General features: G+C 39.4%; 17 protein-coding genes. 16 read left to right on the forward strand and 1 reads right to left on the reverse strand.

Annotation, left to right across the window (positions count from 1 at the left end):
- Positions 1 to 2: 2 nt before the first annotated feature.
- From rpsE to HYG88_RS05090, 12 genes are all read left to right on the forward strand, one after another.
- Positions 3 to 500: a 30S ribosomal protein S5 gene (gene rpsE / locus HYG88_RS05035; RefSeq protein WP_004657688.1), complete on the forward strand. Its 498-nt coding sequence runs from the start codon at positions 3 to 5 to the stop codon at positions 498 to 500.
- A gap of 6 nt (positions 501 to 506) precedes the next feature.
- Complete coding sequence (gene rpmD / locus HYG88_RS05040; protein WP_000849088.1) at positions 507 to 683, forward strand: 50S ribosomal protein L30; 177 nt, start codon at positions 507 to 509, stop codon at positions 681 to 683.
- A 3-nt stretch (positions 684 to 686) separates the two neighbouring features.
- On the forward strand, positions 687 to 1127 hold the full coding sequence (gene rplO, locus HYG88_RS05045) for a 50S ribosomal protein L15 (RefSeq protein ID WP_004660366.1): 441 nt from the start codon (positions 687 to 689) through the stop codon (positions 1125 to 1127).
- Between the two features lie 45 nt (positions 1128 to 1172).
- Complete coding sequence (gene secY / locus HYG88_RS05050) at positions 1173 to 2492, forward strand: preprotein translocase subunit SecY (protein WP_171287530.1); 1320 nt, start codon at positions 1173 to 1175, stop codon at positions 2490 to 2492.
- 20 nt (positions 2493 to 2512) lie between these two features.
- Positions 2513 to 2629, forward strand: a complete 117-nt coding sequence (rpmJ, locus tag HYG88_RS05055) for a 50S ribosomal protein L36 (protein WP_000867907.1) — start codon at positions 2513 to 2515, stop codon at positions 2627 to 2629.
- A 107-nt stretch (positions 2630 to 2736) separates the two neighbouring features.
- Positions 2737 to 3093, forward strand: a complete 357-nt coding sequence (rpsM, locus tag HYG88_RS05060; RefSeq protein ID WP_000090816.1) for a 30S ribosomal protein S13 — start codon at positions 2737 to 2739, stop codon at positions 3091 to 3093.
- A gap of 19 nt (positions 3094 to 3112) precedes the next feature.
- Positions 3113 to 3499 carry a 30S ribosomal protein S11 gene (gene rpsK / locus HYG88_RS05065; protein ID WP_001040166.1) on the forward strand — a complete coding sequence of 129 codons (387 nt, stop codon included), beginning with the start codon at positions 3113 to 3115 and terminating at the stop codon, positions 3497 to 3499.
- A gap of 12 nt (positions 3500 to 3511) precedes the next feature.
- Complete coding sequence (rpsD, locus tag HYG88_RS05070) at positions 3512 to 4138, forward strand: 30S ribosomal protein S4 (protein ID WP_004641035.1); 627 nt, start codon at positions 3512 to 3514, stop codon at positions 4136 to 4138.
- A gap of 18 nt (positions 4139 to 4156) precedes the next feature.
- Positions 4157 to 5164 carry a DNA-directed RNA polymerase subunit alpha gene (gene rpoA / locus HYG88_RS05075; protein ID WP_004660372.1) on the forward strand — a complete coding sequence of 336 codons (1008 nt, stop codon included), beginning with the start codon at positions 4157 to 4159 and terminating at the stop codon, positions 5162 to 5164.
- A gap of 18 nt (positions 5165 to 5182) precedes the next feature.
- A complete protein-coding gene (gene rplQ / locus HYG88_RS05080; RefSeq protein ID WP_004641032.1) occupies positions 5183 to 5548 on the forward strand; it encodes a 50S ribosomal protein L17 in 366 nt (121 codons plus the stop codon).
- A 422-nt stretch (positions 5549 to 5970) separates the two neighbouring features.
- Complete coding sequence (locus tag HYG88_RS05085; RefSeq protein WP_178882682.1) at positions 5971 to 7461, forward strand: NAD(P)/FAD-dependent oxidoreductase; 1491 nt, start codon at positions 5971 to 5973, stop codon at positions 7459 to 7461.
- A gap of 123 nt (positions 7462 to 7584) precedes the next feature.
- Entirely contained in the window at positions 7585 to 8091 is a 507-nt protein-coding gene (locus tag HYG88_RS05090) for a DUF2059 domain-containing protein (protein ID WP_178882683.1), read from the forward strand.
- Positions 8092 to 8144: 53 nt separating this feature from the next.
- On the opposite strand, the gene HYG88_RS05095 is transcribed toward HYG88_RS05090, so the two are convergent.
- The gene (locus HYG88_RS05095; protein ID WP_178882684.1) at positions 8145 to 9317 is read right to left on the reverse strand and encodes an acyl-CoA dehydrogenase family protein; all 1173 of its coding nucleotides are present in this window, start codon (positions 9315 to 9317) and stop codon (positions 8145 to 8147) included.
- A gap of 188 nt (positions 9318 to 9505) precedes the next feature.
- Between HYG88_RS05095 and HYG88_RS05100 the strand changes: the two genes are divergently transcribed.
- The 4 genes from HYG88_RS05100 (at position 9506) to rrtA (ending at position 12412) form a co-directional block, all read left to right on the forward strand.
- A complete protein-coding gene (locus tag HYG88_RS05100) occupies positions 9506 to 9763 on the forward strand; it encodes a succinate dehydrogenase assembly factor 2 (RefSeq protein WP_005156268.1) in 258 nt (85 codons plus the stop codon).
- Complete coding sequence (locus HYG88_RS05105; RefSeq protein WP_178882685.1) at positions 9750 to 10145, forward strand: hypothetical protein; 396 nt, start codon at positions 9750 to 9752, stop codon at positions 10143 to 10145. Before HYG88_RS05100 ends, HYG88_RS05105 begins: the two co-directional genes overlap by 14 nt.
- 544 nt (positions 10146 to 10689) lie before the next feature.
- On the forward strand, positions 10690 to 11754 hold the full coding sequence (locus HYG88_RS05110) for a hypothetical protein (RefSeq protein WP_178882686.1): 1065 nt from the start codon (positions 10690 to 10692) through the stop codon (positions 11752 to 11754).
- A gap of 76 nt (positions 11755 to 11830) precedes the next feature.
- Positions 11831 to 12412 carry a rhombosortase gene (gene rrtA / locus HYG88_RS05115; RefSeq protein ID WP_178882687.1) on the forward strand — a complete coding sequence of 194 codons (582 nt, stop codon included), beginning with the start codon at positions 11831 to 11833 and terminating at the stop codon, positions 12410 to 12412.
- Positions 12413 to 12439: the final 27 nt, after the last annotated feature.

Raw genomic sequence — 12439 nt, forward strand, 5'->3', positions numbered from 1 at the left:
TCATGGCGAAAGTTGAACAAAACGAAGGTCTCGTTGAAAAGCTGGTTGCCGTTGATCGTGTAGCCAAAGTTGTTAAGGGTGGTCGTATCTTCTCTTTCACAGCATTAACTGTTGTGGGTGATGGTAATGGTCGTGTAGGTTTTGGTCGTGGTAAAGCGCGTGAAGTTCCAGCTGCTATTTCTAAAGCACTTGAAGCTGCACGTCGTAACATGATTACTGTAGACCTTGCGGGGACTACTTTACAACACCCTGTGAATGCTCGTCATGGTGCAAGCCGTGTATACATGCAACCTGCTTCAGAAGGTACTGGCGTAATTGCTGGTGGTGCGATGCGTGCTGTTCTCGAAGCTGCAGGTGTACATAACGTACTTGCTAAATGTTATGGTTCTACAAATGCTGCTAACGTAGTAAACGCAACATTCAAAGGTTTGCGTGATATGACTTCTCCTGAGAAAGTCGCTGCGAAACGTGGTCTTTCAGTAGAACAAATTCAAGGGTAATCAATCATGAAAACGATTAAAGTTACCCAGACTAAATCTTCTTCGCATCGTTTAAAAAATCATAAACTTTGCTTACAAGGTCTAGGTCTGCGTCGTATTGGTCATACTGTAGAAGTGCAAGATACGCCTTCTAACCGTGGTATGATCAACAAAGTTTACTATATGGTTAGTGTAGAGGAATAAGCCATGACTCTGCGTTTAAATGAACTTGCACCTGCTGAAGGTGCTAAGCGTGAAAATCGTCGTCTAGGTCGTGGTATCGGCTCTGGCGTTGGTAAGACTGGTGGTCGTGGTATCAAGGGTCAAAACTCACGTAAAAGTGGTGGTACTCGTCCAGGCTTTGAAGGCGGTCAAACAGCGTTATATCGTCGTTTACCAAAATTCGGTTTCACTAGCCAAATCGCTTTGAAAACTGCTGAAGTACGTTTGTCTGAATTGAATAAAGTTGAAGGTGATGTAATTAGCCTTGAAACTTTAAAAGCTGCGAACGTTGTTCGTCGTGATCAAATTCGTGCTCGCATCGTTCTTTCTGGTGAAATCACTCGCGCATTCACTGTTCAAGGTGTTGTGTTGACTAAAGGCGCTAAAGCTGCTGTTGAAGCTGCTGGCGGTAAAGTCGAGGAGTAATCTCGAGTGTCTATGACTCCTAGTTCTTCAGGTCATGTAAACATGATGAAAGGCCAACCATTTCATGTGAAATATCGTGAAATTATTCGTCGATTAATGTTTTTGATTGGCGCGTTATTGGTCTTTCGACTAGGAGCGCATATTCCGTTGCCAGGTATTGATAATATAGCGCTAGCACAGTTTTTTAAGGCGAATGAAGGTACCTTCTTAGGCTTATTTAATATGTTCTCTGGCGGTGCATTAGAACGCATGTCGATTCTAGCGTTGGGAATTATGCCGTACATTTCTGCATCGATTATCGTGCAGTTAATGTCTACGGTTGTTCCTTCGTTAGAAGCTTTGAAAAAAGAAGGCGAGCAAGGCAAACGAAAGATCAATCAATATACACGTTATGGCACCTTATTCCTTGCACTCGTGCAAGGTGTAGGGATGTGTGCTGGTTTGATCAGTCAAGGTATTACTTTGACATCAGGCTTAGCATTCTATGTTCCTGCAGTTACTTCGTTAGTTGCGGGAACAATGTTTCTGATGTGGTTAGGAGAGCAAATTACCGAACGTGGTGTTGGTAATGGTATCTCGATGATCATTTTTGCAGGTATTGTGGCAGGCTTGCCAAATCTTGTAATACAGTCGTTTACGTCTGTAGATAATGGTCAAGGTAGTTTAATTGGTTTGGCTGTATTTGGCTTACTCTCATTAGCCGTTTTAGCTGCGATTGTGTTTATTGAAAAAGCACAACGTCGTATTCCAGTGAATTATGCACAAAAGCAACAAGGTCGTCGTGTTTTTACTGCACAGCAAACGCATTTGCCATTAAAAATTAATATGGCAGGTGTGATTCCAGCGATTTTTGCAAGCTCATTGTTATTATTTCCAGCGAGCTTAGGGCAATGGTTAGGTAGTGCTGATCCAAATGCAGGGATTGTGAAGCGTAGTCTACAAGATCTGGCATTGGTGTTATCGCCTGGACAGCCGTTGTATTTAATGCTGTTTGGTGCGTTAATTATTTTCTTCTGTTATTTCTATACAGCGCTAGTATTTAGCCCAAAAGAAGTTGCAGAGAACTTAAAACGCAGCGGAGCATATGTGCCTGGTATCCGCCCAGGTGAGCAAACGGCTCGTTATTTAGATCATATTCTTAACCGTTTGACTTTTATTGGTGCAATTTACATTACTGTAGTGTGTTTAATGCCTATGGTGCTACAAAGTTCGTTTAGTATTCCATTTCATTTGGGTGGAACATCTTTACTGATTGTAGTTGTAGTAGTAATGGACTTTATGGCGCAACTTCAAGCGCACCTTACTTCGCATCAATATGATAATCAAACGTTAATGAGAAAAACGACTGCTCATCCTAAGGGATAAGCGCACTTAGAGGTTTCATCATGAAAGTACAAGCTTCTGTAAAGAAAATTTGTGGTAGCTGCAAAGTTATCCGTCGTAATGGGGTTATTCGCGTGATTTGTAGCGCAGAACCTCGTCATAAGCAGCGTCAAGGTTAATTTAATTAAGACCTGTTGATTTCAGTAGGCTAATTAGGTTATTATCCGCCCCTCAAGATTTTTGTGGGGCGGTTGATTATCTTGACTGCCTTTTTGGAGAAAATTGAATGGCTCGTATTGCCGGTGTAAACATTCCGGATAACAAGCATGCTGTTATCTCTCTCACGTATATTTTTGGTATCGGTCGCCACACTGCTAAGAACATCTTAGCAACTGTAGGTATTACTGAGACTACAAAAATCCGTGAATTAGATGATGCTCAGCTTGATGCGATTCGTGCAGAAGTTGCTAAGGTTCCGACCGAAGGTGATTTACGTCGCGAAATTTCCATGAACATTAAACGTTTAATGGATTTAGGCTGCTACCGCGGTCTTCGTCATCGTCGCAGCTTGCCTGTTCGTGGACAACGCACCAAAACTAACGCACGTACCCGTAAAGGTCCGCGCAAACCGATTAAAAAGTAAGATTTCTGGAAGCTAAAAGATGGCTAAAGATACTCGCACACGCAAGAAGGTCACTCGTACCGTCTCTGAAGGTGTTGCACACATTCACGCGTCTTTTAATAACACCATTGTAACGATTACCGATCGTCAAGGTAATGCATTGGCTTGGGCTACCTCAGGTGGACAAGGCTTCCGTGGTTCACGTAAATCAACTCCGTTCGCTGCTCAGGTAGCTGCTGAAGTTGCTGGTAAAGCAGCTTTAGATTACGGTTTGAAAAACCTAGACGTCCTTGTAAAAGGTCCTGGTCCAGGTCGTGAGTCTGCGGTTCGTGCATTAGGCGCAGTGGGTTATAAGATTAACAGCATTACCGATGTGACACCAATTCCTCACAACGGTTGCCGTCCACCTAAAAAACGTCGCGTGTAAGGAGAAACATTCATGGCTCGTTATATTGGTCCAAAATGCAAACTCTCTCGCCGCGAAGGGACAGACCTGCAACTTAAATCAGGCGTTAAACCGTTTGATGTAAAAACCAAAAAACACAATAAAGCACCTGGTCAACATGGTCAGGCTCGTGGTGGTAAGCAATCTGAGTATTCACTACAATTACGTGAAAAACAAAAAGTACGTCGTATGTACGGTGTGTTAGAGCGTCAATTTAGTAACTACTATAAAGAAGCAGCTCGTGTTAAAGGCGCAACTGGTGAAAACTTGTTGAAATTGCTTGAAAGCCGTCTTGATAACGTAGTTTATCGCATGGGTTTTGGTTCTACACGTTCAGAAGCTCGTCAGTTGGTATCTCACCGTTCTATTACTTTAAATGGTCGTCGTGTAAATATTGCGTCTATTCAAGTAAAAGCGGGTGATGTAATTGCAGTGCATGAAGGTGCTAAACAACAATTGCGTATCAAAAACGCGATTGAATTAGCTGCTCAACGTGGTATCCCTGCTTGGATGGAAGTTGATCATTCTAAGTTGGAAGGTACGTTTAAAGCTGCACCAGATCGCTCTGATTTACCTGCTGAAATCAACGAAAGCTTGATTGTAGAATTGTATTCTAAATAATCCTTGAGGTAGCAATAAATGACGCGTACTGCAAACGAGTTTCTAACTCCGCAAGCGATCAAGGTCGAAGCGGTGAGCGGGACCTCGGCAAAAGTGATTCTTGAGCCTTTAGAGCGTGGTTTTGGCCATACTCTAGGTAATGCTTTACGTCGCATTCTATTGTCTTCTTTACCTGGCGCTGCTGTGGTTGAAGTTGAGATAGAAGGCGTCGAGCACGAGTACAGTACTTTAGAAGGCTTGCAGCAGGACATCGTCGAGCTCTTGCTGAACCTAAAAGGATTGTCTATTAAGCTGTTCGATCAAAATGAAGCATATTTAACATTAGAGAAGCAAGGTGCAGGTGACGTAACAGCAGCTGACCTTCGTTTACCTCATAATGTTGAAGTGGTTAACCCTGATCATTTAATCGGTACTTTGAGTTCTTCTGGTTCATTGAAAATGCGCCTTAAAGTAGCTCAAGGTCGTGGTTATGAGACATCTGACTCTCGTTTCCCAGAAGGTGAAACACGCCCAGTAGGTCGTTTACAGTTAGATGCTTCTTATAGCCCAATCAAGCGTGTTTCTTACACAGTAGAAAATGCTCGTGTAGAACAGCGTACCGATCTTGATAAGTTAGTGATCGATCTTGAGACTAACGGAACTGTTGATCCAGAAGAAGCTATCCGCAAAGCGGCAACTATCTTGCAACAACAAATTGCAATTTTTGTTGATCTTCAGAAAGATCAAACTCCTGTCGCTCAAGAACCTCGCGAAGAAGTTGACCCAATTTTGCTTCGTCCAGTAGATGATCTCGAGCTTACTGTTCGTTCTGCTAACTGTTTGAAGGCAGAAAATATTTACTACATTGGTGATCTTGTTCAACGTACTGAAGTTGAGTTGTTAAAAACTCCTAACTTAGGTAAAAAATCGTTAACAGAGATCAAAGATGTTTTGGCATCGAAAGGTTTACAACTCGGCATGCGTTTAGAGAACTGGCCACCAGCTAGTCTCCGTATGGATGACCGATTTGCCTATCGTAGCCGTTAATTAAGTAGGACTATCACCATGCGTCATCGTAATAGTGGTGTGAAATTAGGCCGTACAAGCAGCCACCGTAAGGCGTTGTTTCAAAACTTAACAAATGCTTTAGTAGAGCACGAGTTAATTAAGACAACTTTGCCTAAGGCGAAAGAACTTCGTCGTGTTGCTGAGCCTTTAATCACTTTGGCTAAAAACGATACTGTTGCAAACCGTCGTTTAGCGTTTGCTCGTACTCGTTCAGCAGCAACTGTTGGTAAATTATTTACCGTTCTTGGCCCTCGTTACAAAGAGCGTAACGGCGGTTATCTTCGTGTTCTTAAAGCGGGCTTCCGTGCAGGTGATGCTGCACCGATGGCTTACGTTGAACTCGTTGACCGTGAAGTAAAATAATACTTCTACGTGTAGAACAGTCAGTTGTTCCAAAAAAGGTCGGTGTAATAACCGACCTTTTTTATTGTCTATTTGAAACAGCAAATATTGATCATTTGTCTTCGAGTGGCATGTATATCATCCTAATTTTTAGCTAAAGATGGCTCATGAAAAAGTTGGAACTGTAATGACTTGTCTTTTGTGTAGAGTTCCATAACTAAAAAATTTGAAGACATGATGATCTTCGAAAAATGCATTAGGTTGTTATAAGAGATATTTTAAAAACACCTAAATCCAGGTGAAAATCTCAAGATTTTTTACCTCATATTTCTTCAAAATGTCCCGAACTGATATAAAAAAACCGATGAATGACTAAACTTGACATTGTGCATTGTCAAATTTGTGCTTTAATAAAGACATGGTTTATACAGGGTATAAAAACAATGGAAAAGCAAGTTGATGTATTAATTATTGGTGCAGGTATCTCTGGAATTGGGTTGGCTGTGCATCTTTCTAAAAACTGTCTACAACGTAACTTTGAGATTTTAGAGCGTCGTGAGAGCTTTGGGGGGACTTGGGATTTATTCCGTTATCCTGGTATTCGTTCGGATTCGGATATGTCGACTTTTGGTTTTAACTTTAAACCATGGGCAAAAGAAAAAGTTTTAGCAAGCGGTCCTGAAATTAAAGGTTATTTAGGTGAAGTCATCTCTGAAAATAAATTAAAAGAGAAAATTCACTTTGGTCATCGTGTACTTTCTGCAAACTATGATTCTGCTAAGAAAAAGTGGTTGGTTGAAATTGAAGACAACAACAAGAAGAAGCAGACTTGGTCAGCTAATTTTGTGATGGGATGTACTGGTTACTATAATTATGACCAAGGTTATGCACCACAATTCCAAGATCAAGATAAATTTAAAGGGCAATTTATCCATCCACAACACTGGCCTGAGAATTTAGATTATAAAGGCAAAAAAGTTGTAATTATCGGTAGTGGTGCAACTGCAATTACACTTGTTCCTTCAATGGTAAAAGGTGGAGCAGGTCATGTAACCATGTTGCAACGTTCTCCAACTTATATCGCAACAGTGCCTTCAATTGACTTTATTTATGAAAAGACACGTCGATTCATGTCTGAAGAAACAGCATATAAATTTACTCGTGCTCGTAACATTGGCATGCAGCGTGCAATTTATGCATTAGCACAAAAGCATCCTAAAACTGTTCGTCGTTTGCTGTTGAAAGGAATCGAGTTGCAGTTAAAAGGTAAAGTGGATATGAAACATTTTACTCCAAGCTATAACCCATGGGATCAGCGTTTGTGTGTTGTTCCTGATGGTGATTTATTCAAAGCTTTACGTGAAGGTCAAGCAAGTATTGAAACAGATCAAATTGAAAAATTCACCGCAAATGGTATTCAGTTAAAATCTGGTAAACACTTAGAAGCGGATATTGTGATCTCTGCAACTGGTTTAGAAATTCAGATTCTAGGTGGGGTGAAAGGTTCAATTGACGGTAAGCCAATGAACACATCTCAACATATGCTGTATCAAGGCGTGATGGTGAGTGATGTCCCTAACATGGCGATGATCATTGGTTATATCAATGCTTCATGGACATTAAAGGTTGATATTGCAGCTGATTATATCTGTCGCTTAATCAATCATATGGATAAAAATGGTTTTGATGAAGTGATTGCACATGCTGATCCTTTACAGCGTGAAAATGATACAATCATGGGTAAATTGTCTTCGGGTTATATTGCGCGTGCAGCTGATGTAATGCCTAAACAAGGTAAACAAGCACCGTGGAAGATCACCAATAATTACCTAGCTGATCGTAAAGAACTGAAAGATGCCAAGTTTAATGACGGGGTTTTAGAATTTCATAAGCGTGGCGATCAAACAAATCGTAAGCCAAAATTAGTCTCATAAGTTTTTGCTTGAATGTTTTGAAACCCTATGCAGTTGCATAGGGTTTTTTATTTGAGTGGCTATTTAAATATAAAAAATATCGCGTATATTGAGCGCAATAACATTTAAAACAGGGATGACTGAGTGAAAAAACTATTAATCTTGGGGACATTATTATTCAGTACATTTGTTTTTGCTGATGATGTAAAACAGAAAGAAGTTATTGCTCAAAAATTGGTATCTGTAGATGGAACCGAACAAGGTTTACAAAACACTGATAAAATGATTTTAGAGCAAATCCGAATGCGTTTGCCTAAAGATATACCTGAAAATTTTTACGTAGATTTGATTAAAAATTTAAACAGTGAACAGCGTAAGCAATTCATTATCCAACGTTATGTTGAAACATTCAGTCAACAGGAACTACAAGCCGCATTAACCTTTTATCAATCTACAGAAGGGAAAGCGTGGGCTAAAAAAGCCAGTGAGATAGGAAGTGAAGTTGCACATTTCACTACGCAAAATGCACGCACTGCTTTAAATGTCACTATGCAGCAACATATTGATAATCCAAAGGTAAAGCAACTAATGGCACGAATGAATCCAACGCCTACGCCAGCTCAAGTAACTGAAAAACCTGAAACTAAATAAATAAAAAAGGATCGTGTAATTAAACACGATCCCTTTAACTTTCCCATTTATGTTTAAAGTGTACGAGAAATTAATTCTTTCATAATTTCATTTGTTCCCGCATAAATACGGTTAGCACGGTTATCGATGTAGGCACGTGCAATTGGATACTCCAACATATAACCATAGCCACCATGTAATTGTAAGCAATCATCTACAACTTTTGAGAACATATCTGAAATTTTGTATTTGGCTGCTGCTGCGGCATCCACACCTAAGCTTTCTTCGAGTTGTAATTCCATACAACGATCTAAATAAGTACGGCAGAAATCAATTTCAGTACGTAATTCAGCTAATTTAAACCTTGTATTTTGGAAGGTACTAATGGCTTTGCCAAATGCTTTACGATCTTTGGTGTATTGAACAGTATGCGCAAATGCTGCTTCTGCACCTGCTTGGCAAATAATCGCAACCAACATACGTTCCCAAGCCAGTTCTTTCATCAACATGATGAAACCCATACCTTCCATACCAAGTAGGTTTTCCTTAGGTACTCGTACGTTGTCAAAGAACAATTCGCAAGTATCTTGCCCTTTCATTCCGATTTTATTCAAAGGTTTACCTTTACTAAAACCAGCACGATCAGCTTCAACGATGATTAATGATAAATTTGCTGAGCCTTTTTCATTGTTGCCTGTTTTACAGACGACAATTGCCATGTCACAAAGGTAGCCATTGGTAATGAAGATTTTTGAACCATTAATGACATACTCATCGCCATCAAGCACAGCTGTAGTACGAACTGCTTGAAGATCTGAACCTGTACCCGGTTCAGTCATGGCAATCGCTGTAACTGTTTCACCTGTTGCCATTTTAGGCAGCCATTTTTGTTTTTGCTCTTCATTGCCAAAGTTGTTGATATAGTTGGCAACGATATCTGAGTGTAATGAGAAACCTGTACTTGAGTCCATTGCATAAGCTTGTTCTTCTATGAGAATCATACTGTACAAACGATCAACCCCAGAGCCACCATATTGTTCTGGCATGGTGGTACAGAGTAAACCTAGTTCACCTGCTTTGTTCCATAAGTCACGGTCAACATGTTGTTGTTTCTCATATTTTTCAATATTTGGCACGACTTCTTTTTCATAAAATTTACGTACAGTTTCACGAAATGCTTCATGATCAGAAGTAAATAGCTTACGTGGGAGCATATTTGGAATTGGACGAATTGCACCTGATTGCATTTGTTATTTTTTCCCTAGTCATTGGATATAAACGATCATCATCACGATACAAGAAATTGAAAATAGTGAACAATGTGATCAATGCTCAATTTGATTGATGTATTTGGTCACTTGAGAAAAAACGCTGCGAAGTTAATGGGGGATCGAGTACACTATGACTATAAAATTGTTGCATAGTGGAACAAATAATGTCTGATGAAATAAGTTTGGAAGAACGTAAGGTCGTTTATCGCGCACGTCGTGGTTTAAAAGAAATTGATGTGTATTTCGATCCTTATGTTAAAAACTATTATTTAACCGCCGATGCTGATGAAAAGGCGCTATTTGCAGAGTTGGTTGATCAAGAAGATCCAGATTTATTGGATTGGTTTATGGAAGTGGGTGAGCCACCTCGTGCTGAGTTAAAAGATTTTATTTTAAAATTAAAACATTATGTTCATGGCTAATCGTGTTTTTGAGTTGCAATACAGTCGATTTTCGCTTGTATTGCAACTTTTAGTTTTTGTCACTGTTCTAATTTTAGCCTACCAATTGCTAGCTCTTTCATTTTGGCTGCTTAGCCTTGTTGTGATGGTTTTATTTTGGGTTCTATTGTTACGGCGTCCTTTAATAAAGCGTTTTGAGTATTTGGATCATCAGCATTGGTCATTTGAGTTTGTGGATACTTCTATCGCAATCCAAGGTCGAACAATCACTAAAATTATTGATCACCAAGCTTATATTACGATTTATTTTTCTGATACTCAGTACCAACCTTTAACGATTTGGTGGGATCAATTGTCAATTTCGCAGTGGAAAAACTTAAAATTATTAATAAAAATGCTTTAATTGTTGGACAATTCTACAACTGTATATAATTAATTATATGTTTGTTTTCAATTTTTTATGTTGGTTTTACTTTGCGTTCATTTAAATTGTTAGATTAAATATTCTGAAATTTCGTGAAAATATAAATTGTCAGACAATCTGACCATCAACTTGTATTCATTTTCGTTAAAGTACAAACACCAACGTAAAGTGTGGTGGAGTTCCAAAGTAATAGAAATTCCAACATGGTCGTTTCTGGTGATTGCAATTGTTTTTGCAATTGTTATAGGAAGAGCAGGAACTTTACTCAAGGATTACTTTCAACAAAACTAAAAGATAAAGAGTTTCACGTTTTTACCAGTTAATAAGTAGCATGTGCTGAACCGTCGCAATGCTACTTTTTTTTGCCTAAAATTTTTGTATTTTCAACTCTCTGTCAATTCGCTTATCTGTGAATTGTGTCAGAATGGGCATGTTAAATTAGAGCAATTACTCTTTAATTCAAGTATTGCATCTGATAAGGTACGCCTAAAAGGAAAAACAAATTAATTAGAGGACAGGAAGAATGTCTAAATTCCAAAAAATGGGACAGGGTGTGGCGGTTGCGTTACTCACAACATCAATATTATCAGGGTGTTCACAAATCATTAAAACAGGGGCTAATGTCGCATTAAGTTTTAGTGAAAATCATATTGTTCCACCAATTTTGGCGATGGATGACGCCGAAATGGTGTGTAATTCAGGTAATGCCTTAACTCCAGCGGTGATGTCAACCAAGGATATGGGTGCTGATCCAACACGTATGGCGGTGTTATTGTATACCTCAGCAGGTATTTGTGCTGAAAATAAAGCCTTAGAAGCGGAACTCCGCTATTTGCGTGCTTCGAAAGCAGGTCAAGTTTCTGAAGCTCAAGATGCTCGTATTGAACAAAAACGTTGGGCGGGGATTGCTGCTGAACGTCAATATGCAGGTTATCAACTTTTTGCAAATCGTTGGGAATCAAAATATAAATATAAATTGGGTGATTCATGCCCAACAATGCGCAATGATTTAGATCAGACAGTTTACCTTTTAGGGATGGTAAGTGGTCTGCAAGCGATGACCAATGATATTAACTCTGGTGGTGTGGTTAATGTCCCGAAAGATATTGCGGGTATTGTTGAGCGTGGCATGACCTGTTTGGATAATGAAAAATTCTGGGGCGCGCCGATGGCGACGCGAGCAGTGATTTGGACTTTATTACCAGGTGCGGGTGACGGTAAACCTGAACCTTATGCAACCATGAAAGAATCAATGCAAATTGGTGAGAAAAAAGGTGTTCGTTTATCACATGCATTATATGCAGTTGCTGCACAAGCAAGTGGTGATGATGCCAAACTGCGTGATGCTTTCCGTTCTTATGCTGCTGCAACAGGTGAAGACAAACCAGTAAATCCTCAATTTAGATTGATCGATAAGATGGCTGGTTTGATGGTCCAGGGTATAGCTGATCGTTATTGGACTGAAAATACAGGTGTACGTTCTAGTGATGAAGGTTTGACTTCTTTCTGGGACGATAAGAAAGAAAGTTCATCTGAATTGGATGCTTTATTTGATGGTGGAGATGGCGCATCAGCACCAGCAGAGTAAACTTGAATTAAACGACCTTTTACAAGTGAAACATTTAAACTGGTAAAAGGTCAGTTTTTTCATGGGGTGGTAATGGATGAAAGATCACGTATGGATACCGAAAGTTATTTTAATCGCTGTATGTGTTTCTATATCAGCGTGCTTGCAAGTATTTGCAGATCACTTCATTTATTGGAAACCTAGTTTATTCGCTGAGTTTTGGCGTTTATGGACTGCACATTGGGTTCATGTTGGATGGATGCATTTTTTCTTAAATATGCTGGCATTTGCATGTTTACCTTTTATTTTTCCTCATGCTCGTAATTGGCACTTATGTGTTCTGCTTTTAATCCTTCCTCCCTTTATTAGTCTTATCTTTTATTTCTACTTACCTTATATCGATGCATATGCTGGTCTTTCTGGCGTGTTGCATGGATTATATGTTGCTGTTGGTCTCGTGTATCTGAAATATCCTAAAGAAAGAAAATTTGCCTTATTGGTCTTGTTGCTGATCTCAGCAAAATTAATATGGGAAAATACTTTTGGCCAGACGGGTACTGCACAGTTAATTGGTAGTCCTGTTTTGACAGAAGCTCATTTGATTGGTGCGATTGGTGGTTTGTTCTGTGGGTTAGGTTATTCATTGTTAAGAAGGATAGAGAGAGAACATATAAGTTGATAAAAAAAACCAATAAAAAAATGATTG

Source organism: Acinetobacter sp. SwsAc4 (genome assembly GCF_013391535.1).
In the GTDB taxonomy this organism is placed as follows: domain Bacteria; phylum Pseudomonadota; class Gammaproteobacteria; order Pseudomonadales; family Moraxellaceae; genus Acinetobacter.

Bases quoted from the DNA above. Each gene is read 5' to 3' on its own strand.
- rpsE (WP_004657688.1), top strand. From the start codon at position 3: ATGGCGAAAGTTGAACAAAACGAAGGTCTCGTTGAAAAGCTGGTTGCC.
- rpmD (WP_000849088.1), top strand. From the start codon at position 507: ATGAAAACGATTAAAGTTACCCAGACTAAATCTTCTTCGCATCGTTTA.
- rplO (WP_004660366.1), top strand. From the start codon at position 687: ATGACTCTGCGTTTAAATGAACTTGCACCTGCTGAAGGTGCTAAGCGT.
- secY (WP_171287530.1), top strand. From the start codon at position 1,173: ATGAAAGGCCAACCATTTCATGTGAAATATCGTGAAATTATTCGTCGA.
- rpmJ (WP_000867907.1), top strand. From the start codon at position 2,513: ATGAAAGTACAAGCTTCTGTAAAGAAAATTTGTGGTAGCTGCAAAGTT.
- rpsM (WP_000090816.1), top strand. From the start codon at position 2,737: ATGGCTCGTATTGCCGGTGTAAACATTCCGGATAACAAGCATGCTGTT.
- rpsK (WP_001040166.1), top strand. From the start codon at position 3,113: ATGGCTAAAGATACTCGCACACGCAAGAAGGTCACTCGTACCGTCTCT.
- rpsD (WP_004641035.1), top strand. From the start codon at position 3,512: ATGGCTCGTTATATTGGTCCAAAATGCAAACTCTCTCGCCGCGAAGGG.
- rpoA (WP_004660372.1), top strand. From the start codon at position 4,157: ATGACGCGTACTGCAAACGAGTTTCTAACTCCGCAAGCGATCAAGGTC.
- rplQ (WP_004641032.1), top strand. From the start codon at position 5,183: ATGCGTCATCGTAATAGTGGTGTGAAATTAGGCCGTACAAGCAGCCAC.
- HYG88_RS05085 (WP_178882682.1), top strand. From the start codon at position 5,971: ATGGAAAAGCAAGTTGATGTATTAATTATTGGTGCAGGTATCTCTGGA.
- HYG88_RS05095 (WP_178882684.1), bottom strand. From the start codon at position 9,317: ATGCAATCAGGTGCAATTCGTCCAATTCCAAATATGCTCCCACGTAAG.
- HYG88_RS05100 (WP_005156268.1), top strand. From the start codon at position 9,506: ATGTCTGATGAAATAAGTTTGGAAGAACGTAAGGTCGTTTATCGCGCA.
- HYG88_RS05105 (WP_178882685.1), top strand. From the start codon at position 9,750: ATGTTCATGGCTAATCGTGTTTTTGAGTTGCAATACAGTCGATTTTCG.
- HYG88_RS05110 (WP_178882686.1), top strand. From the start codon at position 10,690: ATGTCTAAATTCCAAAAAATGGGACAGGGTGTGGCGGTTGCGTTACTC.
- rrtA (WP_178882687.1), top strand. From the start codon at position 11,831: ATGAAAGATCACGTATGGATACCGAAAGTTATTTTAATCGCTGTATGT.